The organism is Spirosoma migulaei (genome assembly GCF_054776855.1).
In genome coordinates this window covers 82,914-108,375 of the sequence record NZ_BAAHBG010000031.1, presented here as the reverse complement: position 1 = coordinate 108,375, position 25,462 = coordinate 82,914, and the positions used below count along the sequence as shown (strand labels likewise).

General features: G+C 45.5%; 20 protein-coding genes. 11 read left to right on the top strand and 9 right to left on the bottom strand.

Annotated features, from left to right (window positions below; translation table 11 throughout):
• Positions 1 to 252 precede the first annotated feature (252 nt).
• Entirely contained in the window at positions 253 to 1,164 is a 912-nt protein-coding gene (locus ACYVGO_RS29410; protein ID WP_460972355.1) for an alpha/beta fold hydrolase, read from the top strand.
• Between the two features lie 125 nt (positions 1,165 to 1,289).
• Here the strand turns inward: ACYVGO_RS29410 and ACYVGO_RS29405 are convergent, their stop codons facing one another.
• The gene (locus ACYVGO_RS29405) at positions 1,290 to 1,862 is read right to left on the bottom strand and encodes an RNA polymerase sigma factor (RefSeq protein WP_460972354.1); all 573 of its coding nucleotides are present in this window, start codon (positions 1,860 to 1,862) and stop codon (positions 1,290 to 1,292) included.
• A gap of 533 nt (positions 1,863 to 2,395) precedes the next feature.
• On the opposite strand from ACYVGO_RS29405, the gene ACYVGO_RS29400 reads away from it, so the two are divergent.
• The 4 genes from ACYVGO_RS29400 (at position 2,396) to ACYVGO_RS29385 (ending at position 9,020) form a co-directional block, all read left to right on the top strand.
• Entirely contained in the window at positions 2,396 to 2,809 is a 414-nt protein-coding gene (locus ACYVGO_RS29400; RefSeq protein ID WP_460972353.1) for a response regulator, read from the top strand.
• Between the two features lie 651 nt (positions 2,810 to 3,460).
• Positions 3,461 to 4,276: an alpha/beta fold hydrolase gene (locus ACYVGO_RS29395; protein ID WP_460972352.1), complete on the top strand. Its 816-nt coding sequence runs from the start codon at positions 3,461 to 3,463 to the stop codon at positions 4,274 to 4,276.
• A 10-nt stretch (positions 4,277 to 4,286) separates the two neighbouring features.
• Positions 4,287 to 5,522 (top strand): sensor histidine kinase, encoded by a 1,236-nt coding sequence (locus tag ACYVGO_RS29390; RefSeq protein WP_460972351.1) that lies wholly within the window; start codon positions 4,287 to 4,289, stop codon positions 5,520 to 5,522.
• 78 nt (positions 5,523 to 5,600) lie between these two features.
• Complete coding sequence (locus ACYVGO_RS29385; protein ID WP_460972350.1) at positions 5,601 to 9,020, top strand: ATP-binding response regulator; 3,420 nt, start codon at positions 5,601 to 5,603, stop codon at positions 9,018 to 9,020.
• Between the two features lie 199 nt (positions 9,021 to 9,219).
• Here ACYVGO_RS29385 and ACYVGO_RS29380 read toward each other — a convergent pair whose 3' ends face one another.
• Positions 9,220 to 9,810 carry a DUF4142 domain-containing protein gene (locus ACYVGO_RS29380; RefSeq protein WP_460972349.1) on the bottom strand — a complete coding sequence of 197 codons (591 nt, stop codon included), beginning with the start codon at positions 9,808 to 9,810 and terminating at the stop codon, positions 9,220 to 9,222.
• Between the two features lie 724 nt (positions 9,811 to 10,534).
• The gene (locus ACYVGO_RS29375; protein ID WP_460972348.1) at positions 10,535 to 10,687 is read right to left on the bottom strand and encodes a hypothetical protein; all 153 of its coding nucleotides are present in this window, start codon (positions 10,685 to 10,687) and stop codon (positions 10,535 to 10,537) included.
• Positions 10,688 to 11,145: 458 nt separating this feature from the next.
• On the opposite strand from ACYVGO_RS29375, the gene ACYVGO_RS29370 reads away from it, so the two are divergent.
• The 4 genes from ACYVGO_RS29370 to ACYVGO_RS29355 all read left to right on the top strand — a co-directional run bounded on the left by ACYVGO_RS29370 (position 11,146) and on the right by ACYVGO_RS29355 (position 14,815).
• Complete coding sequence (locus ACYVGO_RS29370; RefSeq protein ID WP_460972347.1) at positions 11,146 to 12,357, top strand: tyrosine-type recombinase/integrase; 1,212 nt, start codon at positions 11,146 to 11,148, stop codon at positions 12,355 to 12,357.
• Positions 12,358 to 12,819: 462 nt separating this feature from the next.
• Positions 12,820 to 13,200 (top strand): hypothetical protein, encoded by a 381-nt coding sequence (locus tag ACYVGO_RS29365; RefSeq protein WP_460972346.1) that lies wholly within the window; start codon positions 12,820 to 12,822, stop codon positions 13,198 to 13,200.
• A 408-nt stretch (positions 13,201 to 13,608) separates the two neighbouring features.
• Positions 13,609 to 13,902 (top strand): hypothetical protein, encoded by a 294-nt coding sequence (locus tag ACYVGO_RS29360; RefSeq protein ID WP_460972345.1) that lies wholly within the window; start codon positions 13,609 to 13,611, stop codon positions 13,900 to 13,902.
• Positions 13,895 to 14,815: a zeta toxin family protein gene (locus ACYVGO_RS29355; protein WP_460972344.1), complete on the top strand. Its 921-nt coding sequence runs from the start codon at positions 13,895 to 13,897 to the stop codon at positions 14,813 to 14,815. Before ACYVGO_RS29360 ends, ACYVGO_RS29355 begins: the two co-directional genes overlap by 8 nt.
• Positions 14,816 to 14,865: 50 nt before the next feature.
• Here the strand turns inward: ACYVGO_RS29355 and ACYVGO_RS29350 are convergent, their stop codons facing one another.
• Positions 14,866 to 15,003: a Kazal-type serine protease inhibitor family protein gene (locus ACYVGO_RS29350; RefSeq protein WP_460972402.1), complete on the bottom strand. Its 138-nt coding sequence runs from the start codon at positions 15,001 to 15,003 to the stop codon at positions 14,866 to 14,868.
• A gap of 455 nt (positions 15,004 to 15,458) precedes the next feature.
• On the opposite strand from ACYVGO_RS29350, the gene ACYVGO_RS29345 reads away from it, so the two are divergent.
• On the top strand, positions 15,459 to 16,460 hold the full coding sequence (locus ACYVGO_RS29345; RefSeq protein WP_460972343.1) for a hypothetical protein: 1,002 nt from the start codon (positions 15,459 to 15,461) through the stop codon (positions 16,458 to 16,460).
• Between the two features lie 397 nt (positions 16,461 to 16,857).
• Here the strand turns inward: ACYVGO_RS29345 and ACYVGO_RS29340 are convergent, their stop codons facing one another.
• From ACYVGO_RS29340 to ACYVGO_RS29320, 5 genes are all read right to left on the bottom strand, one after another.
• The gene (locus ACYVGO_RS29340; RefSeq protein WP_460972342.1) at positions 16,858 to 17,091 is read right to left on the bottom strand and encodes a hypothetical protein; all 234 of its coding nucleotides are present in this window, start codon (positions 17,089 to 17,091) and stop codon (positions 16,858 to 16,860) included.
• Positions 17,092 to 17,297: 206 nt separating this feature from the next.
• Complete coding sequence (locus ACYVGO_RS29335) at positions 17,298 to 20,432, bottom strand: lantibiotic dehydratase (RefSeq protein ID WP_460972341.1); 3,135 nt, start codon at positions 20,430 to 20,432, stop codon at positions 17,298 to 17,300.
• 284 nt (positions 20,433 to 20,716) lie between these two features.
• A complete protein-coding gene (locus ACYVGO_RS29330) occupies positions 20,717 to 20,893 on the bottom strand; it encodes a hypothetical protein (protein ID WP_460972340.1) in 177 nt (58 codons plus the stop codon).
• Between the two features lie 66 nt (positions 20,894 to 20,959).
• Entirely contained in the window at positions 20,960 to 21,727 is a 768-nt protein-coding gene (locus ACYVGO_RS29325; protein WP_460972338.1) for a LytR/AlgR family response regulator transcription factor, read from the bottom strand.
• Positions 21,711 to 22,952, bottom strand: coding sequence for a sensor histidine kinase (locus ACYVGO_RS29320; protein ID WP_460972337.1), 1,242 nt, complete (start codon positions 22,950 to 22,952; stop codon positions 21,711 to 21,713). The genes ACYVGO_RS29325 and ACYVGO_RS29320 overlap by 17 nt, the downstream gene beginning before the upstream one ends.
• A gap of 7 nt (positions 22,953 to 22,959) precedes the next feature.
• On the opposite strand from ACYVGO_RS29320, the gene ACYVGO_RS29315 reads away from it, so the two are divergent.
• Entirely contained in the window at positions 22,960 to 25,449 is a 2,490-nt protein-coding gene (locus ACYVGO_RS29315; RefSeq protein ID WP_460972336.1) for an outer membrane beta-barrel family protein, read from the top strand.
• Positions 25,450 to 25,462 lie beyond the last annotated feature (13 nt).

Genomic DNA, 25,462 nt, shown 5'->3' with positions numbered 1-25,462 from the left:
TCGCTGACGGATTACGAAGATGAACTGACTTTTCACGAAGAACTTTAAAACAGCCGCCAACCGCGCTTCATCCCTTAGGCTCAACGGTATGTATGGTTTACGTTTAAAGTTGCAGGACAGTATGATTGTACTCAAGGTAGTAAGTCCCGCTACCCTATTGCCACTTCACCTACTCTAAACTATATGCACCGGTAGCCGTTCATAGTATGCTAAGTTGTTCAGTGCAGCCTGTAGACCTACTAACTCATACCTATGACCATGAACTATGTCCGGCGTGGGACCGGTAAACCCCTGTTATTGCTCCATGGCCTAGGGAGTTCCCTACAAGTCTGGGATCTCATTATCGATGAGTTGGCCACCCAGCGGGATGTGATTGCTCTGGATTTGCCGGGTTTCGGTCAATCCCCGGCTCTACTGGGAGAGGTATCCATTCCTACTCTGGCGGATGCAGTAACCGACTTTTTGACCCAGCACCAACTGCTGGGCATCGATGCGGTGGGAAATTCAATGGGAGCGCGGCTAGTGCTCGAGCTTGCCCGGCGGGGCCAAGTGGTCGGTTCAGTGGTATCGCTGGATCCAGGTGGATTCTGGCAAGGCTGGCAGGTACCCTATTTCTACCAGTCGGTTCGACTATCGGCACAACTATCCAAGCTCATCCAACCCATCTTACCACCCTTGGTCAACAATCCCCTGAGCCGAACAGTGTTGTTCGCTCAATTTTCGGCTCATCCCTGGACGATCCCGGCTGGGGTAGCCCTGAATGAATTTCGGGAGTTTTTACCGACTTCCAGCTTTACCAAGCTGCTGGATAGTCTGGCCCATGGCCCTCCCCAGCAGGGGGCACCTGTTGGCTCTATCCCGAATCTGGTTATTGGCTGGGGTCGACAGGATCGAATTTGTCCGCCCAATCAGTCTAAGTTGGCTCTGAAGCTGTTTCCTGATGCTCAGCTACACTGGTTTTCAAATTGTGGTCACGTTCCGCAATTAGATGTGCCTGCTGAAACGATTGCCCTGATTCTGGCCGTAACGGATGGCCGCTATGAACCACAATCCCAATCCCCTACCGTGAAAAATGCGACTGAGGTTACGGAAAAGGTATTGATTGGTGTAGGTGCCGCAGTGCTCGTGATGGGCCTGTTTCTCGCCTTTGGCGGAAAAAAGTAGCCATGAACGTACTGTCGCAGGTATTTAGTATACCTGCGACAGGTAACTGGACGCGGAAGGCACAAATTAAGATCGTTTACTTCGTGTCCCGCAAAAGGTTTCCAGTCCCGTAGGTGCAGGTCTGTTTAAGCCAAATGGGTACCAAGCCTGGTTTGGTAGTTTTGGATATCGGATCGGAGATAGTCTTTCAGTTGTTGTAAGGCCGCCCGGGCCCGGGTCTTCACTGTACCGATGGGTAATTTCAAGACCTTCGCGGCTTCCAGGCTTGTATAGTCTTTATAATACATGAGCTCAATGACTGCCTGATATTTAGGGGCTAAGAGAGCCAACAGCGAACGATCAATCATTCCTTCCACTACGCCGGTTGACGTAATCCGTTCTGATTGCTCCAGCAGATAAGGGGCGGCTTTCAGTTGAACCTTCCGGGCTCTGAGTTGATCCATGGCCACGTTCCGGGTGATGGCTAATAACCAAGTAAACAGACGTCCCTGGGTAGGATCATACTGATGACTATTCGACCAGATCTTGATGAAGACATCCTGCAATAAATCCTCCGCCTGCTCTCGATCGTTGACGAGTCGAAACAAAACGCCAAACAGGGCTGGCGCGTAGGCATCATATAAGAGGGAAAAGTCGGATGATCGTTTTTGTTGTAAAGCAGTTACAAACTGGACTTCGGTTAGGGCAGTAGCATTCATGCAAATAGTCAGAAGGAATAGTGGCTGTAATGGGGAATGGTCAGCCGGTAACAAGGCCCTTATGCCTGCACTGACTACGACTAAATCTATTAAAATCATGCCAGTGTAGCCCAAATGGGCTTATAATCCCTAAAGCGGTTGAAATGAATGGCTTTGGCCGCCCAACGCGAAAAATTCTAGATTTTCAATGGGGTCTTATTTACCCGGAAATGGGGAGTTTTTGTTGACCTCCTTAAACAACCGGGTTAGACAACCATTCGGTTAAGCTTTTAAGTAGTTAGGGAATGGAAGTAGACTTGGCTTTAAACTTACGTCAAGGAGTTCTGACAATTTTCGAAAAGGTGTTTGGGCTGGGTAGCCCAGCGATACAGTCCGAGTCTAATCAGGACCTGCTAAGTTAAATTGGACACTTAATTAAGCTTGATCTTGCTGTCCAGTAAATTGTAGTAATTCCAGATTAACGTTGATTAATGTATAGGACAGTTTAGTTAGTTTTCGTAATTAGCCACTGTTCACCATAACCTCCCTAGTCTATGGCGATTTCCTCCCCTCACGTGTGGATTGTCGATGATGACACTGATGATCAATATTTATTTGAACAGGCCTTTAAAACGCTGGTTCCTCCCATACTCATCCGATCCCTTTATGACGGGGAGGAACTACTGCCCGCTCTGGAGCAAAGCGATGCACTACCTGATCTGGTGATTCTAGATCTAAATATGCCCCGCTTAAATGGCTTTGAAGCTTTGCAATTACTGCGGGCCGAACCGCTTTTCCAGGAGCTACCCGTCGTGGTGCTCAGCACCTCCTCGGTTGAGCAGGATCGGGAGCGGGCTTTGCAATTGGGAGCAAATGGATTCCTGACGAAACCGCCAACGCTTGACCGGATTCTGGCCCTATTTGGCCAGTTGGTTCAGGATTGGCAATTAAGTTCAGGGAGGCCATGATCTAGAGATAGTTCTCTTATTAGCCCTTTAGAAATCTGAAAATCTGGTTCACAAAGAAGCAATCCCGTTTATTTTCTCAGCCACTGACGCTTCCCCAGCACAGGTTCAGGAAGCTTACGCGTCAAGGCTTCTTCAAAAAAGCGATCAGTTACAGTGAACTCAAGGATCAGATCGAGTGGATTGTCGGGGACTGGCAACATGGCATTCACCCCTATAATTTAGATTGAGTTTGTTATGGTCTAGCAGATAGTACTATCGTTAATCAAAGCAATCTTTGAGCTACTAGAGACACACAGTATCCCATTTATACGTAGACTAATTTTGCCAATTGAACTCGTGGAACGATACACTTTCCATCCCATGAGTTAAGGCATTACTCATCGTATTGCTGTATGGCCATAAAGTCATTGAAAAGCCAAATAGAAATTTTGCGGGACTATAAATAACGAACGAATTAGGGAGTTTTCACTGCTGTCTTTGAAGGTAAAGAATTGATCTATATGCTTCTCGAACGAATACTAGCGTACAAACTAAAAGACATCTACTTTTTAGAGTACCCTGTTTAATCAATCTAGAACCAGTTTATTTTCCGTTACCGCCAACCGCATTAATCACCGATTTGCTAACTTCAAGCCCTAAAAGTAAGGCAGAATGGACCAACACGTTCTTAAGCGCAACCATGTAACGATACTAGGCCAGGGTACCCAACCCATGCTATTGGCCAATGGCTTAGGCTGCGATCAACACATGTGGCGCTATGTTACGCCCGCTTTTGAGCAAAGCCACCGGATCATTTTATTCGATTATGTCGGCTCCGGCAAGTCTGATCGGGCCGCTTTTGATCCCATTCGGTATAATCAGCTGACGGGCTATGCGCAGGACGTGCTTGACATCTGTGAAACACTGGACCTAACCAATGTCGTCTTTATAGGCCATTCGATTAGTGCCATGATTGGTCTTTTGGCGGCAATCGAGCAACCCCACCGGTTTGCTCATCTCATTATGATCGCACCCTCTGCCCGTTACCTTAATGATAAGCCGGATTATATCGGTGGGTTTGACCAGTCGGACATCGACGAAATGCTGGACATGATGGATCAGAATTATATGCGATGGGCCACCACGTTAGCACCTTCGGTTATGGCCAATCCGGGTAAACCGGAATTGAGTCAGGAATTAGCGCAAAGCTTTACCGCTACCGATTGGCTGATGATGCGGCAATTTGCCCGAATCACATTTCTTTCGGATAATCGGCTTGCGCTGCCTAAACTGCACGTGCCATCCCTGATTTTACAATCCTCCCAGGATATCGTTGCCCCTCAGCAGGTTGGTGAATATATTCACCAACATCTGCCTGGTAGCACCCTCCGCTATATGAAAGCCACGGGCCATTATCCGCATCTAAGCGCGGCTACCGAAACGGTTGACCTGGTGAAACAGTATTTGTCCATTATCCACCCAAACTAGCTCCCCAAGGATGGATCATTTGGTTAACCAGCTTCCCTGTGGGGTGGTGCTGATCGATGAAGACGGGTTAATCTTCCAAATCAATGCAACAACGGAGCAACAATTAGGCTATCGTGCTGCCGAACTCCTCGGCCAATCCGTCCGTAAAATCTTATCGACGGCTAGTTGGCTGTTCTATCAAACCCATTTTTATCCACTGCTTACGCTTCACCACCGGGTGGATGAAATGGCCTTAAGTTTATTGACCAAGACGGGAGAACGTATACCAGTACTACTCAATGCGATTTTTCAGCCACAGGGTGACCAGATGCATATTCACTGTGTCTATTTTCCTATCAGCCAACGACATCAATACGAAGCGGAATTGATTCAGGCCCGTAAAGATGCCGAGCAGGCCCGCATTGCCGTCGAACGAAGCGAAGCGAAGTATAGGGCCCTATCGGCTGAGCTGGAGATACGAATCCAGGAACGAACTCATGAATTGCAGGTGGCCAATAGTGACCTTAACCAGGTTAATCAGGAACTTGAACGGTCCAATGAGGCCTTATTGCAGTTTGCCTCCATCGCCAGTCATGATTTACAGGAGCCCCTGCGCAAGATTCAAGCCTTTTCGGATATATTGAAACATCAGTATGCCAGCCAGTTAGGCACGGGAACGGATTATGTCGATCGGATGCAGGCCGCGGGTGGCCGGATGACGACGCTCATTCGGGATTTACTCGCCTTAGCCCGTATGTCGAATCGGCCCGATACGACAGCCCCGCTAGCACTATCCGAAGTGATCCAGACCGTTCTTATGGATTTAGAGGTCCGTATTCAGGAATCGGGAGCCATTGTCGAGGTGAGTCCAATGCCTATCCTGCCCGGTGATGGGCTACAACTAGGCCAACTCTTTTTGAATTTAGTCAGCAATGCCCTAAAATTTCAACCGGCTGGAATACCCCCTATCGTTCGCATTCATGCCTACCGCCAGCAGGCTAACCAGCTCCCTGCCTTTAGCAAACCCCTTCGTGCGGCACCCCTTTACCACTGTATTGAGGTGGCCGATAACGGGATTGGCTTTGACGAAAAATACGGCGATCGCATCTTTCAGGTGTTTCAGCGACTGCACGGTAAGCATGAATACGCAGGGACGGGTATTGGTTTATCGATTTGTGAGAAAGTGGTTACCAACCATGGCGGGGCAATCACCGCCAGCAGTCGTCCTGGACAGGGGGCCGTCTTTAGCGTCTATCTGCCCGCATAAGGTACCTGTTCCGTCGGGCTAAAAAATGAGAAAATCGGTTTTAAGAAGTAGTAACCAGGTCGATTCAAGTAGAAAGTTATGAAGGCAGCCGAATCGTCGGAGCAATTTTTAGCGGGGGGTGGTGAAATGGGCGAACTTATTCGATCCATGGATTGGTCGAAGACGGCTTTGGGGCCAATTGCTAGCTGGCCCCAAAGCTTACGAACATCGGTAAGTTTGTGTCTGTCTTCGACATTTCCGATTTTAATTGCCTGGGGCCCGGAAACCATTCAAATTTACAACGATAGTTACCGACCTATTTGCGGAGCGAAACATCCCGAGTCGATGGGCCAAAATTTTCGGATCTGCTGGGAGACCGCCTTATCCGTCGTAGGGGATGCCTTCACCCGGGGTCAACAGGGAGAAGGCACCTACATCAAGGACCAGCGCATGTTTCTGGATCGATATGGCTACCTGGAAGAGGCTTTCATGACCTTTTCCTTTGCCCCCATCCGGGACGAGTCGGGTCAGGTGGGGGGTATTTTTCACCCCATTACGGAAACCACCGATAAGATGCTCAGTGCCCGGCGTACCCAGGTGCTGCGCGATGTGGCGGCACTGACCTCTCAGGCCAAAACTAATGCCGAGATCTACGCAAGTTTAGTCCAGGCCCAGGCTGACTTTGCTCTTGATTTACCCTTTCTACTGTTTTATGAACTAAACGAGCTTGCACAGGCGCATTTAGTAGAGCATGCCGGGCTGCGGGCCGACGCCCGCCTACCAACAGAATTGCACGAGCTGGACGTAGCGCATACAGAGTGGTTAGCCAACCTTGCTGAAATTCAAGCCATTGACCAACTGAATCAGCGCCTTGGCGTGATAGAAAGTGGCCCTTATCCTGAAGCACCCCACACGGCTGTGCGAATCCCCATTTTACGCACTAACAATGAGCAGCCTATCGGTTTTTTACTGGCAGGGGTAAGCCCATACCGGGAACTTGATCAGGACTATCTGAATTTCTATGCCCTGCTCGCCAATTCGATTAATACCGCTTTCTCGAATGTGTATGCCTACCAGCAGGAGCAACAGCGGGCCGAAGCGCTGGCGGCAATCGATCGCACGAAAACGGCTTTCTTTAGCAATATCAGCCATGAATTCCGGACACCCCTCACGTTGATGCTGGGTCCCTTGGAAGAGCTTATGCAGGATGCTGATTTACAAACGTCCGTTCATAAAGAGCCGCTGGAAGCCACCCACCGCAATGCGTTACGGTTATTAAAACTGGTCAACAATCTGCTCGATTTCAGCCGGATCGAAGCGGGACGTGTGCAGGCTCGCTATCAGCCAGTTGATCTGGTGAGCTTAACGACCGATCTGGCCAGTAGTTTTCGGTCGCTGATGGAGCGGGCTGGTTTACGCTTTACAGTTACGGCTCAACCCCTGTCCTCCCAAGTTTACGTCGATCCGGAAATGTGGGAAAAGATTGTCCTGAACCTGTTATCCAATGCGTTTAAGTATACGCTGCACGGATCGATTCGGGTCGATTTGCAAGCGGAGGATGGGCAAGCCGTCCTGCGGGTTTCGGATACGGGCATTGGCATTCCCGAGCGGGAACTACCCCATATGTTTGAACGGTTCCACCGGGTAGAAAATGCCGGAGGACGCACCTACGAAGGGAGCGGTATTGGTCTCTCATTAGTGGCCGAGTTGGTCCGACTGCACGGCGGAACGATTGCCGTGAGCAGTGTTGAAGGCAAAGGTAGCACCTTTATCGTGCGCTTACTGCTGGGAAAAGCACACCTGCCCGTTCGCCAATTAATCGAAGGTGCTCCTGATCGAACCGACCATCACTTGACCGACTCCTTTCTGAAGGAAGCCCGTACCATGCTGGCCGGAGAAAAACAGGCAGCGTTATGGGATGAGGTCGCCCAGCAGGCGATGCCAAGCGTACGTATTTTAGTGGTGGATGATAACGCCGACATGCGGGACTATCTAAGTCGCTTGCTAACGCCTTACTTTAACGTCCAAACGGCCTCAAACGGAGCCGATGCCATCCGACAGATAACCAATGAGCCGCCCCAGTTGATCCTTAGCGATATTATGATGCCGGGCATGGACGGCAAGGAATTGCTCCAGCGGCTCAAACAAAGCCCGGTTACTGCATCGATTCCATTTATTTTCCTGTCAGCCCGGGCGGGCCAGGAGGCCCGGATTGATGGACTGGAAGCGGGTGCCGATGATTACCTGGTCAAGCCGTTCTCGGGGCCCGAACTTCTCTCGAAGGTTCGGACACAAATTAGTCTTAACCAATCGCGCCGACAGGAAGAGATTCGCCTACGGAATCTGGTTCAGCAGGCACCGGTGGCCATGCTTCTGGTTAAAGGGGAGTCATTGGTTATTGACCTAATTAATCAAACCATGTTGGATCTGATCCAGCGGGAAGCGGATGTGCTGGGCAAACCGTTGCTGGAGGCCATGCCTGAATTACAGGGACAGGCGTTTATCAAGCGCTGTATGCAGGTCTATCAAACAGGCATTGCCGATCAGGGCTGGTCGGTTCCCGTTCCTTTGCAGCGGGATGGTCAACTGGAAACGGGCTACTTTAATATTGCCCTGACGCCTTTTTATGAAGGCAATTCGGTGGTTGGTGTCCTGGAAGTATGTACCGAAGTGACGGAACTGGTCAAAGCCAGCCAGGCCTTAGCTACCAGCGAAGCACGCTACCGGCAGCTGTCGGCCGAGTTGGACGAACAGGTTCAACAGCGCACCCAGCAATTACAGCTCTCGATTCATGACTTACAACGCTCGAATGAAAATCTGCAACAGTTCGCTTACATTGCTTCGCACGATTTGCAGGAGCCCCTGCGTAAAATTCAATCCTTCGGGGATCTGTTAAAAAACCGCTACGCTAACCAATTAGGCGAAGGGGTTGATCATCTGGAGCGAATGCAGTCGGCGGCCAGCCGGATGTCCACCCTGATCAAGGACCTGCTTACCTACTCGCGCATTTCGACCCGTCAGGAAGCGGCAACGCCCGTTTCCCTACAGGAAGTGGTGCAAACGATTTTGGATGAGCTGGATCAACCGATTCAGGAAACCGGGGCGTCAATCCAGGTAGAGGTGCTCCCAACCGTGATGGGCAATGCGGGTCAACTAACGCAGCTATTTGATAACCTGCTGAGTAATGCCCTGAAATTTCGCCGGGCGGGCAGCACCCCATTGATACGGTTTCAGGCATCTCTGATCGATGCGATCGATATGCCGCTTTCCCTAAAACCGAGTCGTCTGGCCAGCCAGTATCACCGAATCGATGTGTCGGACAACGGGATTGGCTTTGACGAAAAATACCTGGACCGAATTTTCCAGGTCTTTCAGCGCCTGCATGGCAAAAGCGACTATGTGGGCACGGGTGTCGGTCTGGCTATTTGTGAAAAAGTGGTTGCCAATCATGGGGGAGTAATTACAGCCACCAGTCAGCTCGGACGAGGAGCTACGTTTAGTGTGTATTTACCCAGTTGATTAGAGCTACGGGGAAGACTATCCCCTTTTTAAGTACGTGTACACAGGTATACTTGGCTGTGTGCATTCGCCTGATTTTACTAACCCGTCACATTCGAGTAAGTAGGCCTACAAATGAAACCGTAGCCTCTTCTCTGGCTTGAAAAACGAAAAGCCACACCGACTAGGTATGGCTTTTCAACCTGTATAAATTGCTTCCTTATACTGCGCCACCGAGCTGCCCTAAAATCTGTTTGGTCAGGGCCACGTGTTCTTTAAAAACAGCCAACGCCAAGGTGGCCAGGTGTCGCGTCTGGCTTTCAGCCGGGCTGGTTTTACCCATCGAATTCTTGAGATAATTCTGGGCCAAATCTCGCAAAAATTCGTGATTTTCGAGTTGGGCCTGGATATAGGTTTTATCAAACGCTGCGCCCGTTGTCGTTTTAATTTTAGTCAGTGTCGCCTGGGCCTTGGCATTCATGGCTGGCACAGGCGTGCCTAGGTCTTTGAGCACGCTGGTTACGGCTTTAGCTTCTTCCAATTCAAAGCCAGCGAACTCCTTAGCATATTTATTGGTGGCTTTACTGACGGCAATCTGGCTAGTGGCCAGCGAAAGTTCCGCGGGTCCAATCACACCCTGTCGAAATTCCTTTTCGGTGACGGCTTGTGGGGTATCGGTCAGCGCACTAGCTTCGGCGCTAATCGGGGTGAACAGCGAGGTCAGTAACGGCATACCGATCCCCATCGCTAAAGTACCGGACACGGATTTTTTGAAGAAATCTCTTCGAGGGGTATTGTCAGAATTTTGCATAACATTGATTTAGATGCGTATATGGTTTTTACTACCAAGCATCTATGAACGGTTTCCAGGGCATTCTGTTCCTATTCCAGTTCTTTTATTAGGCTAGATTCCTTCAACAAGCAATTGGGGAGTTTAAAAAAGGTAGATTCAATGTCACCGAAGTCATAATATTGTTTCATATTTATCGTTGCCACTTTTTGTGGTTAGTTATCTCAAATGAATAACCCTGACTGGGGAACTAACTGATCAACTCGCAACCTGTCAAGGGCTGATATTAACAACCAGATTTGCCGCAAAACACGGGACGCGGTTCTCGGGACAAATCTTTAAGCAACAGTTAAACATTGCGGACTATAGAGAGGGCTGACTGGTTAGCAATAGCCCGAGTTGGAAGACTGGACTTGTTCGCCTTTACTAGATATGATACATACAACGTTAACAAAGTGCCGCCAACTTCTAGGGGGTTCGCTAAACTGATTTAAACAAATACCTAATCTTAAAAATGTACCATTTATGGGATTTAATTTTGGGGTAGCTTATATTATGCTAAATGTTTTTAAAGTACAAAAATCCTATTAGGACTCTTCACTTACAAAAACGCTGTTAACGAATCGCATTTTATAAGTTGGGACCGATTGTTAGCTTATCCGTATATGGCTCAACCAGTCCTTTTTTTAGCTATCTCCTGAAGATAAGTCAACACAAATCCCACGCTCAGTTCAGTAGAGACTAGCTAGTCCCCGTTGGGAGTCAATACGTCCTGCTTCGACTCTTGACTGGCCTGCTCTACCGTTTCGACAAACTCCTCCGTTAAAACCGGGTGCACATAGGGATCGTCCAGTTCTTCATCCGCTTCAGGGGGAAATGTTTGTTTATCTGTATTCATACCGGCAAGCTAGTCTTTTTGTCCTGGCAGAAGTTTCCGCAACCTAAAGTTTTCTAATTTGTACTTCATTTGGCATAAACTGTTACAAAGACGATCTTCGCTGCCAAGCTGTCAGTCGAATAATACATGAACGATTTGTCGTAACAAAGCCATGACGCTCATTATGCGCTTGATCAAAATACACATCTATTACTTCGATGAAACATAGAAGGTAGGCTCACATTGATTTTTCTCATTTTACATAACATTAACGCTTGTTCTTGAATTGTTATCCTTGTTGTAGAAACTCTTACAAATCGCGCTTTTACTGTTTCAGTTAAACTTTCTCTTTATTTTCCCCCGTTGTTTCTTCTTTAAGGCATTTCATTTAAAAAGTTGTATTTTCAACAATTATCGGAAAGGCGTATTTCCAAGACGTTGAAATAAATTGTACCTTACTACCTGAAATGCCCGAGCTTATGGCTAAGTCATCAACATCTATTTCTACACTCTCCTCGAAGAGCGAGGCCATTCAGGCGAGCAGCACGGTGCTGACTTTGACCCAGGTGCTAAACTACTTTGCGGCTTGGTTAGCCAAACCGGGTAATTATCCCCGGATCGTGCGGCCCTACCTGGCTTATTGTCTTACCAATAAGTATTCTATTGACCGCTTTAGTTTGAGTTTGTTTGCCGCTGGCTTACCTGCCAATCGGATTTCTCCGCTACGGAAGTTTCTCCTGTTTTATCAGATCCAAGGCATGCCGCGCCTGATCGCTGACCCGCCACCGGTTTCTACGACGATTCCAGCAGCCAATGAATTAATTCTGGGATTTCTGCATGATTCAACCACCTTACGAGGGGAGGAGTCTAAGGATACGTATACTAAATCCCTCAACGCGTTCTTTCACTATTTGTCTGATGAGCAAGGACAGGGCAATCAGGCTTCTTTTACCGGGCAGACGGTGAGTCGCTATGTCGAGTGGCTCAAGAAAGAAGGCCTGTCGGCATTTACGGTCAATATTCGACTGTCTGCCATTAAGCAACTGGCGGCCTGGGTAGTTAAGAATCGAAGCCAGGTCGGATTAGTTGCTGATCAGGTCGATGCACTTCGGGATGTGGCAGCTGTACGGGGCTTGACGACCGAACGTAAGTTTTATAAAGATAGTCTAGAGCGAACGGAACGGGATGCGCTACTGAATTCCATTGAAGACTCTGCCGACCGGGCACTAGTCGCCTTATTAGTCATTGAAGGCTTACGAACGGTTGAAGTGACCCGGCTGCGTGTTGGTGATATCGATTTTGATCGGAAACAATTATGGGTTAAAGGGAAAGGGAAGGATACCCGGAAAGACGTGCACTTGTTTGATTTTTGCGCTAAAGCGCTGAAGTCCTATTTACAGGATAAAGATTACTGGCCTGTTCAGCCACAGTCTGGAAAAGCCTTATGGACTGATTTAAAAACCTACCAAATTAGGTACCGGGTTGATAAATATCTGCGGCAACTGGACTTGAAACGCCCCCGGTTGTCCGCGCACAGTCTACGCCATACGACAGGCCAACTCCTAATTCAGGAAGGAGTTGAACCGGTTCATGTGCAGCGGCACTTACGCCATGAGTTATTTGAAACAACGCAATTTTATATTAAGAAACAAACTGAGAAAGACTATTATGTTAAATTGTCTAGCAAGTAGATAACTTGATGATTAATAGGCGCTTATAATATTTTGTTAACAATGTAACAAATTAACTATGTATGCTAGTTTTTTTATTACAAAGTTAATTTATTGCTAAGTGTTCGATTTTTGTTAATCGATTTTCGAGTATATGGATGGAGAATACGGCTAGAAAATTTCTAATTAGAAAAATTATAAATGAGACGGAAAGGCAGCGGTAGCACATAGTTAAAAACTACATTGCAAATCTACATATGATAGTAAAGTTTGTAGATAAACATTTACCCGATTCAATCGCAAATTGACTACCACTCGGTGGTTTTAAGGTTTAAAAAATGCAGTTTAATTCAACTAGACAGCGGGGAAAAAAAGATATAATAAGTATAAAAAATTTCAATATGTATCATGAAATATGTTCCATAATATGAAACAAAACATTAAATTTAGTTCATAATCAATCAGTTAAACAAAAAGACGATTATGAACGCTTACTTAATTGATCCCTCAACTCGAACGATTACTCTGGTAGATACAGATGGAGACCTACAAAGTATTTACGCTTTATTAGATTGCCAGTTAGTGACTACGGCAGCTGGTCAGGCTAATGGGGATGTTCTCTTTGTGGATGATGACATATTAGAAACTGAGCATGACGCCTTTTCTTTTGAAGGGTGGACGATTTATAGTAAGGCGTTAGTCGTGGGTACATCTAATGACGGCGAAAGCATCAGTCCCAAAACAATGATCGACGTCTTTGAAGCGAATGTAATCTGGTTAGGTAGCAAAGCTCTTGAACCCCATGTGGCTTTTTTATCCTGGGAAACGTCAAATTTGATTTGGGTGGGCCTATTTCCTAATTAAAAGTAGTACCTATACAGCCCGTAACCATTTCGGTTACGGGCTGTATTCAAAGGAATATGTTTGAATCTGAGAAATTTAAAGGCGTCCAGCTGTCCGACATCCGGGTGCCTTTGTCGGACATTCCGGCTGTTTATACGTACGGGTCTGGCGTCTTCAACCCTCAGATACGGGTGACCAGTATCACCAACAAACCGCTATTTATCCATCTGTTGAAGCGTATAATACGCGCTCCGTTCGTCCTGAATACAAACTTTTACCCGAGATTATTGATGATTATGATCGACCGGTTCATATTGATCTAGCAACATTGACCATTGAACCTTAATTGTTTTCTTCACAAACAATCAAGGGAAATAAACGCAAATAGGTATAAAATGTGTTAGTATATTTGAGAAACGATCCCTGACGATGGCAATTATCCTACAAACAGAATCTCCATCGGTTATGACCGAGTGGCTACAGCTTGAGACGGCGGTTGAAGTTATTGGACAGGTCATTGCATTTTACGTAGGCCAGGTCGCCCAGGAGCGCAACCAGAAAGCGCCTAATGTGGATCGTATTCAGGAATGGGAGCAGAAAATAAAAGACTTAGGTAAGGAACGGCGAGCCTGCTACCGTGCCGCGACTAAGGAAGCGATCATTGCCAAAGCTTATTCGGTTTACGCGCCATTTATTCAGGAACAGAGTAACCAGTATGCTTGATGAGTTAGGGGTTACTCCCTCGGAATTACAACTTGCTTTACATCGGAGTCGTGAAGAGGTGTTTGCGGAAGCCGTTGTCCAGCAATACCCTATCGGCGTTATTTTAGGTGGACAACCAGCTGCTGGTAAATCGTTGTTGATTGGCCGCATACAGGACGACCAACCAGAGCTCCCCTTCGTAGTGATCAACGGGGATGAGTTTAGAGCATTTCACCCGCGATTTAACGAATTTAACCGGGCTGGAGAACTGGAAGCGGCCAATGCTACTCAACCCTTTGCCAACTACATTGGCCAAACGTTATTGACCGAAGCGATTGAAAACCGGTATAACATTATTATCGAGGGAACGATGCGAAACCCCGACGTTCCAGCTGCCACAGCGCATCGGTTTCGGCAGCACGGTTATTCGCCCGAAGCCCATATACTTGCCGTTCCATTTGAACAATCCTTACAGGGTATTTACATCCGGTACGAACGGCAAAAGGAGATCGGTAGTTCAGGCCGGTTTACCCCACTCGCAATCCATCAGGAAGCCTACGAGGGTGCATTAAAATCAGTTGACAAGTTGTATCGGGAACAACGCGTTGACCGATTGGTCATATACAGTCGAGGAGCCAAAATAGTACTGATTGACTATAAAATAGAGGATGGGCAGTGGTCAAGCCAGGTGGAGCCCTCCAGAGAGATCGAGCGGGAGCGGAATCGACTATGGACACCGAAAGAAATAGCAGACTACGCCGTCACTTGGGAACGAATACTACATGCAAGGAAAAAACGAGGAGCCGAGCCTGATCCGTTGCCCAATCAACGCTATCAGCAAGTTTTAAACGAAATTAAAACCAGGTCTACCTACGGGAAAGCTTACCGTAAACTGAAAGAGGAAAGCCGAAGAGGTGGTTACCCATTAGAGTGAATTGATATATAGCGCATATTGGTTTATCCTTGGGCTTTGTTAGATCAATTTTAATACTTTTTACATTCTCCTGCTGTATAAGATTCAATACCATGTGCTTTGGCTTCGCATGCATTTCCATAGGTCTTCTCGTTACAGCCGCAAACAGGGTTATAATTAGCATAACAGCCAGACAAATCTCTTGGCATTTCCATACAGGCTAAATTTGGACTCACGTCTTTACGACAACTTAGTAAAGCAACTTGTAATGCAAAGAATAATAGCGGGCGCATACTGATCAATTTTTTTATAAGACCCTGTTGTGTCAGAATGGTTGATTATCTAATCATATCGTTACTCTAGAATAAAAAGCGACCAAGACAAGCCACTTACGTCTGGTAAATGGCTGATTATAAATTACCGTAAAAGCCACAGATCCGAAATCATTTTATTAAGTGTGAGCAGATCCCACTTGCCCGTCCTGTCCAAAAAAAACTTCAATTTTTTATATAGCGGTGAGTAAAAGCGAAGAAGCATATTGCCAATACATCAGTGAAAATTTGATAATTTCTAATTAGAAAAACGTAATTCCTAATTTGTAATTAGAAAATATTTGATTAATTTAGTAGTCAAAATATAATTGGACCAGTAAACGCATTTTGGTATGGCCTCTGTCAGTAATACTCCTCAAAAAACCAATACTTGGGATGAAATTTGTTTCCCAGTTGAGTCCGTAAGACTTGCGTCGATTTTGCCCGATTACGCGATTTTACCGTCCGACAGACAACATGCGATTGTGGGTTCTCCAGCTACGGGAAAACCCACAATCTATGCCATTCAATCCGAGGATTATTCAGTGGTACCCAACGAACTCTTACGTGACGTAGTTAACAGCCGCATTCCACAGTATGAGATCAGTGTGCGGTATACCGATATTGGTGAGTTCAACATCAATATTATAACTCCTGATGAGGTTAGTGTAGGCTCGGAGCGTTTATATCGGAACCTCATCATTAACAATTCGTATAATGGTAAATCGCCCTTTACGATGCAGGGAACTTTGGTCAATGACAATACCATCAAGAAAACAGGTGTTCGGGTAAGCTATTACCGGCAAATATGTACCAATGGGCTGATGGGATGGGCGGATGAGTTTTTGGAAATGGACACCTACCTAAACTGGTTATTAGCGGGTAAACCGAAGAAATTTAAAGATGCCCTAGATGTAAAAGAATCCGTAGAAACCCGGATCGTAAAATCAGATGTTGAAGTCGAGCAGATTGTGCAAAAGAAACTTCATCATTACCGGCTCAATATGGATTATTTGCAAAGTTATTTAGGTCAGGTGATTGATCAATTTATGGCCCATAAAGGGGCGCTTACCACGAAAGTCTATGACCGGCTTTATAAAATGCCGATGAAGGAAAATACCATTGACCAATTAGCTAAACAGGTAAAAATTCCCGTCCAACTCGTCAAGCAGGCGCAGGAACGCTTAAAAATTGAAGAACGACTATTGCAGTCAGAACCTACCATGTGGCTATTATACAATGCCTTTAATTACTCGCTAATGAACAGTCGGGCAAGTCTATCCCTGGCTGATCGATACAGCATGGATGAAAAGGTTTTTCATGAACTGACCCATCAGGCTTTAAACGTAAATTAATTCGTTGCGGCTATTTTGAGAACTATTTTCAGTTGTATTGGATTGATTTGCAGTGATATAGAGAGTAAAGGCTTGCCGAAAATCAACACGTCGCGCTTTTAGGTTGAAGCGGTATTACCCGTCGATGATTCGTCCGACACTTCAGTCGTATCTCATTTGGCTTTTTGTGCTTAATCGCTCAAGAAAGGTTTTTGCTTGGGACACATTGCCGCCCTGCTACACGTTGTTGACTACACCGTCTGTAAGGGGCGTAAGACGGTGCGCGGTACACCGTCAATGGAAGCAGGACTTGCTTGCCTACAGATGAGTAGTTAACAAGTGGCCGAACTGCCCGATATAAATTCACCGTGAAAATGCTTCGCACTGGCACCTCCACGGTGAATTTTCTGGCCAACTGCTAATTTGAACTATACTTATTCTTTTTGGCTAAAAATTCGTCGGCAGCCAATTCACATTCGTTGATTAAGCCTTTATTCGTGGCGGTTAGCTCATTGAAAATACTGTCAAAAATTTCTGAAGGTGTCTTCTTGAGCAACCGTGCTATCTTGAGAATGTCCTGCACCGTCAAAAGTTGAGGCTGAACAGTAAGTTTAGCTAAATTCGTTAGGGTATGAGCTTTTGCTGTGAACATAATTAAGTTGAGTTAGATCTAATTCGGTTTTCGGAAAAACAGATCTTGTAATCGCTTAATCAAGTTCGCTTACATTTTAATGGAATAGTATTCAAAGTTGGTAAACATTCAGATTTAGTTGGTGAAGGGGCAAATGGGCTATTTTGGGGGGCGAATAAGCTTTTTTCAAAAAAGCCGACTTTCACAGACCAAGATCCTCACTTAAATTAGTCAGGACTTTGCTTCAAACGGGCGAGTTGAGATTGATAAGAACGGGCTAAAAAATGATAAACAATCAGTTCATGTTTCCGATTCTGACCCGTAAAGATTCGATTTAGAGCCATGTGCAGTAAACTAGCTATCAGCTGATCATGGCCCCTATTAGCGGAATTTTGTGCAAAGTAAGCGTTGATTAAGTTGGCCTCAGTTTGTATAGAATCACGACGCTCCAAAATAAAGCGTTTAGTTGTGAGTGAGCTTTCAAAAAAGCACTTATTATAGTTACGGAATAACCGATTCAATTGTTGTTTCAACGCTTTGCTTCCACCATGTTCCTGGAAAAATGCGTTCTGTAGATGAAGACTAAACTTGGCTTTTTCGGTAAGGGAAAAGCGAAAATCGGTTAATAACGCATCCACACTCGCTAAAGCTAATGAATACCGATCTTCATCTTGTGGTTCGTTTATCTGGGAAAGCCACTTAAGGAAAAATTGACTGTCGGCACTGAATATAGTTTCACAGGATTCAATTAGTTCGGGATGATATCGTTCTAATTCCCGCTGATATGTATCCACTTGAATGTGCTTAACCAAATTCAACGCTACGTATGGTTGAATAGCCTGATGCCAAGTCATCAGTAGCTTTGCATAATATTTATTATTGGTTTGAAACCGAATTCGCAGGTGATGTTCCGGGTCTGCGTAGCGGATAAAAAACATGCCAATGGACCATCCTTTTTTAAGCGCCTGTTTGTACAAAGGCGTTAGTACTTCCTGTAAAATCTGATCCGCTATTTGCTCGTGTAGGTAAACTTTTAAATATAGCCAATCCTGCCCAGGGGTAAAGGTTCGCTCTCGGTAGGATGTTTGGCCCGGAATAAAAGGAGCACTTGGCCTGAGAGAAGCCACTGACTGTTCCGAATGGGCCAGTGTTCTCATGGGGATAATCAGCTCGGAGACGTGTTGATTGGTTGCGCTTATCAGCCAGGGCGAATGAGTCTCCCCTAACCATTCCTTGAGCCGTATTTTCTCCTGTTTTTTTACCTCATCCACCAGAATCCTCCAGGCTGGTTCGAATTCAAGATCAAGCAGCAATTTGTTGTCGCCTTCCACAAACTGTACATATCGAGGTAAGTCGTATAGCGTGCGTAATAAATCTCCGGTTAACAAATGGTCGGCTGGTAGAAGGTCTTTTCGAATGGTCCACTGCGCAGGACTGATTATTAAATTCCCATACACTAATCTGGGTAACGCGGGCAGTTGACTTAGTGAACGCCAGGACCAACTCCAGGTATTGGATTCCGCCTGATAAACACTGGCTAGAAATTGATAGACTTCATCGCCTAAGGACGGATTATGGGCCGTGCTGAGCCGGGGGCGCACGCGTTGGCCTGTTCTTTTATGTCTTAAAATAACTTCGCCTTCCGCTGTCACAGATACCAACAAATCCGCCAGAAAAATGGTATGGTCAGTATCCACACCGGCGGATGTTAAGTAAGGGATTTCATATGGACGTAAAATGGGTCTGGCCACCACATTTCCTGCCCGAAGGGGACTGACCGGTAAATGAACAATCTCCGCTAGAATCTCCGTAGGGTATTGCATCTGTTCCCAGGCACACATGGACTCAACGGCAGCCCGAAGTGGCTCATGACCGTGACAAAATCTACCTAAAAAAAAGGCAGATGAGGTGCCGATGGTGGAATTTAAAACAAAGCGCCACTTTTCTTCCGTTAGGGAATTTAACTCGCCAGACGACGAGTTTGGCATAAATAATTCACCATGTAAGTACCAGGCGGGAGGTAAGGGACTTACAGGGCTAATTTTGGTAACCGCGTTTATATCCGCTTCGGTAATTTCTATCTCCTTTTGTCTATGCAACAAAAAACGACTATAGAGCACCTCCCGGAGGTGCTCAAATTGATCCGTTGCTGTCAACGCAGTAGGTTGAACGGGGAATGGCAGTTCACTCAGTAGGGGATAATCTGCGAGTTTATCTGAGGCAAACCCCACCCCAAGTTCAGGGTCAAGGGCCGTCAATAAATCAATGGCTTGCTTGTCATATCGCTCCTGAAAACGTTGGATAAACTCTTGAAGTGGGGAAAGGAGATTGTTAGTAAGGATCGGAATCACTTGACTAAATTGATTCGCGATTTGCAGGGTGGTTGATTCATCGAGTATCAGTTTTTTAGGGTGGAAAAATAAATCTGTTTGAATCCGCGAATCAACGGGCTCGACTGGTGTTTCAGCAGAATGTACTGTCTGGTCTAATAGGCACTGAACGTGGCATAAATCAGCTAATTGGGCTATGCCTTGGGAGAGCGCATTCTGAGCAACCAGAAGTTGTTTGTGGCGTGAAATTTCGGAGGGGAAATAGCCAATTTGATTTAAGAGATAGGACGTCATATCCACACCCGTAATCGGGATAGACAGATTACTGACCAGAAATTGGTCATCAATTAACCGGTCAATATAGGGAGTGACTTCAGATTGAAATTCACTCCCGTATAAATTAATTAAGTTACTATAGGTTGCCTCACCTTGTTGGCGCAGGTAGTTAACTAGTATGTTTAAGTCAGGTGTACTGTTAATCGACGATAAAATAATTCGTGATTTCAGGGCCGTTCCCTTTAATTCAGAAAATCGGTATTGCCCGGCTCCTTCATACAAGCTGTTATTGAGCCGATAGCGTAAAAGGGGGCGAATCGATTTTTGTTGAATCAACGAGTGATCGATTGCCTTAAGAACGGTAATATCGGGTCGGTTTGTGGTTTGCCACGGCTGATTCCCAAAGTCAATGTGACGTATGGGCCCTATATTACCCATTCCAACCCCGGCGAATAAGCCATACGGCGTGGATCGGCCATAGGACCGGAAAATGTATCGCCATAATGCATTAGCTAAAGAGGATTCAATAGGGGGAGGTTGAGTTTTGGCGGCCAGCCAGGCGGTAAATAAAGCTGGAGATGCTAAAAAAAGGGCTTCGTCTGCCAGGGGCTGTTGGAGTATCCTTCGTAAGATCAGGTCGTAGTCCGAGGCTGTGTTGATAGGACTGCACTTGATTAACTCAATTAGTTGATTGATTGGTCGAAACGGTAACCTAACACAAAAAAAGGAATGATGATCCAACTTTGCTGTTGCCATAACGTATCAACTTATAATTCATAAAAACACCCCGTTCTAGTGCTTGAACGGGGTGTAATAAGCGCTGGTGTTTATGTTAATCTAATAGGTTGTCGATACAATTGTTCCCCCCGTTCCACCACAATCAGTACCATTTCGGGGATTAGTAGACTGCTTAGATAGTATCATCCTTGACTTTACAATTCTCTTGGGAGAAATCTGAAAGCGATTTGATGTATTCATGAGTTAAAGTGATTAGATAAATTCAAAAATAAACTAAGTAAAGTCTAAGAGTAGCATAGCCATTAGCTAAAAATGGTCATGTCAATGGTAGTGCCTGACATGAGTTTACCCGCCCTGCCCGTACGCGCTCCATATCGATTGGTTACTGTCCGCTTAGTAAACTGAAAGCGATTTTTATCGTCCTGACTTTTCATCTTGATCGTTTTCAGGCAAGTTGCATACTCTAACAGTTGAAGCACTAAAAAGTTGGTGAATGCCTTGAATTAGTTGGTGAATGAATACCATTGGTCATCTAACTGAAGCGCTTAAATTCCTTTACCTGCGCTCCGCTCGTCCAGTACATGCCTAACCGAATCTCGAAAAGTAACCCCAATAGCTAACTCCTGACCCGTAAATAACTGGACGTAGGTAGACGTGAAGCGGTATATTTGATCGACATGAACAATATATTTTCGATTAATCCGTAGAAAATGCTGATTCGGCAACTTGTTCTCTAACTGGGATACTGTTACTTTAGACAACAAAGGTTTAGCGGGTTGCGTGATCAAGTGAATCTTAACATAATTATCTAAGGCTTCAATAAAGTTTATATTCTCAAGCGGTATGTTGACCTGTTGCCGGTCGACGCGTACAGAAAGGCGAGTTTTATAAAGGGCTACCTCCTCGTGTTCTTCGGAATCAACGTTTTCTGTTCCCCGATGCACAAAACCTAACCGCTCTTTAACCCGTTGAATCGCTTGGCTAAATCGGTCAAAATAAATGGGCTTTTCTAAAAAATCAACGACGGCATGTTCATAGCCTTTTAGGGCGTATTCACGATAGGCTGTTGTGACAACGACCAAGGGTACTGGCTTGGGTAAAAGGTCCAGGATTTCAAAACCACTTAGCCGGGGCATTCGAATATCAAGCAGCAATAAGTCTGGTTTTAGGGCTTTACACTTTGCCAATGCCTGTTGGCCATTGATAGCCGTACCGATCAGTTCCAAGCCTGGAATACGTTCAACATGATCAATCAGTAAATCTTGGGCTAAGGGCTCATCTTCAATAATCAAGCATCTAACTTTGGTACTCATAAGCAGGTGTACTTTTAAGTGGTATGGTCAGGGAAATCCTATAGTTAGTTGCGGTTTCTTCAACAGTCAGACTATACTCTTTTGGGTTAAAAAGTAAATTCAATCGGTTTTGAGCATTCACTAGACCAACTCCTCCCGATCGTTCAGTCGGTTCGGCTTCGGTAGCGATGCTATTAGAAACGTTTACTTGAAGCGTTTGATTACGTTCATTGATTATCAATTCAATCCGCACCCAGCCCTCTTCATAACTATTATGTAAACCATGCTTAAACGCATTTTCAACAAACGTTATCAATAAGAGAGGAGGTACTAAAAAACGCTGTGAATCGCCTGACTGCGTAAACTGAATCCGTTCCGGGTTAAAATGACGTGTTTGTTCGATTTCAACATAATTTTTAAGGAACTGTAATTCACCCGGTAGAGGGACAAAATTTGCATTTGTGTTATATAGGGTATAGTGCATTAACTGGGATAACTTTCGGAGAAGATCAGCTGCATCCCGGTTAGTCCGCTGAATCAGAGCATAGATATTATTGAATACATTGAATAAAAAATGAGGATTGATCTGGTATTGTAACTGTTGGAGTTGATTCTGAATAAGCTGTTGGTTTTGCTCTTTCTGGTCAATACTCTCAACGCCCCAGGAAATTGCCTCTCTGATTATCCGTAATAAAAGTGGTAACAGAACGTAGGATACATTATACGCCCAAAGAAATGTCAAAACGGAATAATCGTTGAAGATTCCAATCGGTCCGGAGGCCAGAAGTAAATCACTATACCGTTGAACATAAGCTGGTACGGGCTTAAAGTAGTAGGCAGCATAGGTAAACAAGTAGTAATCGTAGGCGTTAAAGAGTAGAAAAACCAATGCACTGGAAACCGCGACAATCACTGCTTTAGACCACATTAAGCGATTTGTTGCCCGGAAGTAGACGAGTACTTTCAATAAAGAAGGAACGACTAAGTAGCCGTACAGATAAAAAAGTAAAATGGTGGTGCCCAGATGTGTAGTGTACATTAGGCGGAGTAAGGCTGGATCAGGATGGACTGCTGGGTCAACCCGAAGCACTCGATCCAGTGCGATGTAGGCTGACCAGGCGTCCCAACTCCAAAATATCAGGTGTAAACTGATGCGTCCCCAGGTAACTTGCCTAGGTGGAACGTCAAACAACCTTTTGTCCTCAATCCAGTTTTGTTTGGTAATTTCAGTTCTCAACTTGCGCATAAGATGAATGCAGAAAAAACTGTCTCCGTATTTGTTTAACCGCTGGAACTTCTATCCGCTAGTCTTTTGGCTGAGCCTCAGTTTTGCCAGCTTTGGACAATTCACTCCTTCATCCATGACCGGAGTGACTCGAACTTCGTACACAATCTCCGGCCATGTTCAATCTTCAGGCGGAGCGCCGATTCTGAATAGCTTAGTGACTTTAACGCGACCAGATTCCAGTTTGGTCAAGGCAACGGCCACAGATTCAGCAGGGGCCTATAGTCTGAAGGACCTACCTAATGGAGTATATAACGTTCGAATTACGCACGTTGGTTTTTTTACTATTAATCGGTCTGTTACTCTTTCTGATTCAGTTACTAACGCAATGATCAACGTAACGCTTGAAACCCAGGAGATAAGATTACGCGAATTTTCTATTCAGGGGAAAAAGCCATTGGTTGAGATTCTGGGGGACAAAATCATCCTTAATATTGAATCAAATCCAGTTTTTTCAGGAAATTACGCTTTCGATGTTCTTAGTACGGCCCCTCGGGTAAGTGTTGATCCTATTACCAAAACGGTCGCCCTAGATGGCAAAATCGGCCTTATTTTATATCAGAATGGCCGCCAACTATACTTACCAGCCGATCAAGTTGTTTCCTACTTGCAGAGCCTACCAGCGAATGCAATATCCAGAATTGAAATCCTGACTAATCCGCCTGTTCAATACGACGCGGGCAGTAGTGGTGTCATTTTGCTGTTTACAAAGGGACTCGATAAAGGCGGGTTTACGGGTGAGCTAAGCCTATCTGCTGGAGTTGGGCGCTACCCTAAAAGCAATGGATCGCTTAGCCTATCCTTACAAGCAGCGAACGTTCAGGGTACATTTTTGTACGCACCCAGTTACCGGCCAACCTATTTTAGCTGGGAGTCTGCCCAAAAGCTTACCAATTCGGCAACTGAAGAAATGGGTTATAGCAGGAGCCATGAATTCAATAAGATTGATATTTTGAGCCACCTGTTTCGAACCAGTTGGGATTGGAAAATTGCCAGAACGACGGCGATTGGTGCAGTAGTGCAGGCGTCCCAAACGACTGAATCTGATAATCCAACTTCGTCTATTGAATACCAGCTGGCCACTGCATCGGCTGAGCGAACTCAAATTGATGCCATAACTCAATTAAAGCAGAATGTTTTCAACGTGGTGGCCAATGTGAATCTACGAAAGAAGTTTACAAAGCCGCAATCCAGTTTATCCGCTGATTTTGATTTTGCTAGGTATACTAACAGTTCACTCTCATCAGCCACCTTTACCCAGTACCTCCCCCAAAATCGACTACCGGAAACTATACGAGTAAGGTATCCAAATAGGGTTCAGATTCGAACGGCCAAAGTTGACTATTCAACACGACTTGGTAAAAAAGGCCAGTTTGAATCGGGAATAAAGTATAGTTCCATTTCAATGAATAATCTACCGGTAACGGAAGGGTTTTCGGCGGCCTTCACCCAATTAGAACCTTTACTTTCAAAGCCCTATCAGTATCAGGAACGAACAGCTTCGGCGTACGGAAACATCAACTACAGTTGGAGCCATTTTTCGCTGCAAGCGGGCTTGCGATTGGAACATACTAATTACCAAGGCGAGTCAGGTCAATCTATACCGATTCGCCGAGATTACACGAATCTATTTCCATCAATAAATTTTCAGTTTACAGCCCCCACAAAGAATCAGTACTCCCTATCTCTTAATAGGCGCATCATCCGCCCGGCATTTGACTTATTGAACCCGGCCTATATATTTTACGACCCACTGACGCTTTACTCAGGCAATCCTTTGCTTTTGCCCCAGTTGACAACAACCCTACAAGTCTCGTATACAAGCCCAAAAAGGCTAAATCTCAGTGTAGTCTATAGTGATAGCCGAAATCGAATTGCGGAAATAGTTTACCGAATCGATTCAATAGCTGCGACGACTTTGGATTATAGAATTAATTTTGATTGGGAAAAACGCGTTGCCGCTACCTTATCTGTTCCAATCGACGTTACGCCAGTTTGGCAAATTTTAGCAACCCTCACCAGCGCGAATTCCCGGTTCTATTCTACCTTTAAAGATACCCCTGTTCTCCTTGGGCAGTCAACGGCTATTGTCAGACTTTCGAATACGATAAAGGGAAAAATTTGGTCTGCTAACGTTAACCTTACCTATCGTAGTACCGCTGTAGTGGGCTACATGTATTACGATCCAATCTGGTTCCTTGACCTGGGAATACAACGTTCACTTGGAAAACGCGCAACGATTAAGTTAGCTGCTTCGGACCTATTCCACACGATGTTGATTGTGAATCATGGTAATTACCTGAATACAAATATTACATTTCGCCATAAGTACGAAAGTCAGCGGGTTATGCTCTCATACACCCATCGACTGGGTAGCACTAAGGCAAAAGGTTTTAAAGAGCGTCAATTCGGTTCAGATACAGAGCAGGAACGCCTAAGTGGTGATAGTAGAAATTAAGTCAGATTGCTGA

Bases quoted from the DNA above. Each gene is read 5' to 3' on its own strand.
- ACYVGO_RS29410 (WP_460972355.1), top strand. From the start codon at position 253: ATGACCATGAACTATGTCCGGCGTGGGACCGGTAAACCCCTGTTATTG.
- ACYVGO_RS29405 (WP_460972354.1), bottom strand. From the start codon at position 1,862: ATGAATGCTACTGCCCTAACCGAAGTCCAGTTTGTAACTGCTTTACAA.
- ACYVGO_RS29400 (WP_460972353.1), top strand. From the start codon at position 2,396: ATGGCGATTTCCTCCCCTCACGTGTGGATTGTCGATGATGACACTGAT.
- ACYVGO_RS29395 (WP_460972352.1), top strand. From the start codon at position 3,461: ATGGACCAACACGTTCTTAAGCGCAACCATGTAACGATACTAGGCCAG.
- ACYVGO_RS29390 (WP_460972351.1), top strand. From the start codon at position 4,287: ATGGATCATTTGGTTAACCAGCTTCCCTGTGGGGTGGTGCTGATCGAT.
- ACYVGO_RS29385 (WP_460972350.1), top strand. From the start codon at position 5,601: ATGAAGGCAGCCGAATCGTCGGAGCAATTTTTAGCGGGGGGTGGTGAA.
- ACYVGO_RS29380 (WP_460972349.1), bottom strand. From the start codon at position 9,810: ATGCAAAATTCTGACAATACCCCTCGAAGAGATTTCTTCAAAAAATCC.
- ACYVGO_RS29375 (WP_460972348.1), bottom strand. From the start codon at position 10,687: ATGAATACAGATAAACAAACATTTCCCCCTGAAGCGGATGAAGAACTG.
- ACYVGO_RS29370 (WP_460972347.1), top strand. From the start codon at position 11,146: ATGGCTAAGTCATCAACATCTATTTCTACACTCTCCTCGAAGAGCGAG.
- ACYVGO_RS29365 (WP_460972346.1), top strand. From the start codon at position 12,820: ATGAACGCTTACTTAATTGATCCCTCAACTCGAACGATTACTCTGGTA.
- ACYVGO_RS29360 (WP_460972345.1), top strand. From the start codon at position 13,609: ATGGCAATTATCCTACAAACAGAATCTCCATCGGTTATGACCGAGTGG.
- ACYVGO_RS29355 (WP_460972344.1), top strand. From the start codon at position 13,895: ATGCTTGATGAGTTAGGGGTTACTCCCTCGGAATTACAACTTGCTTTA.
- ACYVGO_RS29350 (WP_460972402.1), bottom strand. From the start codon at position 15,003: ATGCCAAGAGATTTGTCTGGCTGTTATGCTAATTATAACCCTGTTTGC.
- ACYVGO_RS29345 (WP_460972343.1), top strand. From the start codon at position 15,459: ATGGCCTCTGTCAGTAATACTCCTCAAAAAACCAATACTTGGGATGAA.
- ACYVGO_RS29340 (WP_460972342.1), bottom strand. From the start codon at position 17,091: ATGTTCACAGCAAAAGCTCATACCCTAACGAATTTAGCTAAACTTACT.
- ACYVGO_RS29335 (WP_460972341.1), bottom strand. From the start codon at position 20,432: ATGGCAACAGCAAAGTTGGATCATCATTCCTTTTTTTGTGTTAGGTTA.
- ACYVGO_RS29325 (WP_460972338.1), bottom strand. From the start codon at position 21,727: ATGAGTACCAAAGTTAGATGCTTGATTATTGAAGATGAGCCCTTAGCC.
- ACYVGO_RS29320 (WP_460972337.1), bottom strand. From the start codon at position 22,952: ATGCGCAAGTTGAGAACTGAAATTACCAAACAAAACTGGATTGAGGAC.
- ACYVGO_RS29315 (WP_460972336.1), top strand. From the start codon at position 22,960: ATGCAGAAAAAACTGTCTCCGTATTTGTTTAACCGCTGGAACTTCTAT.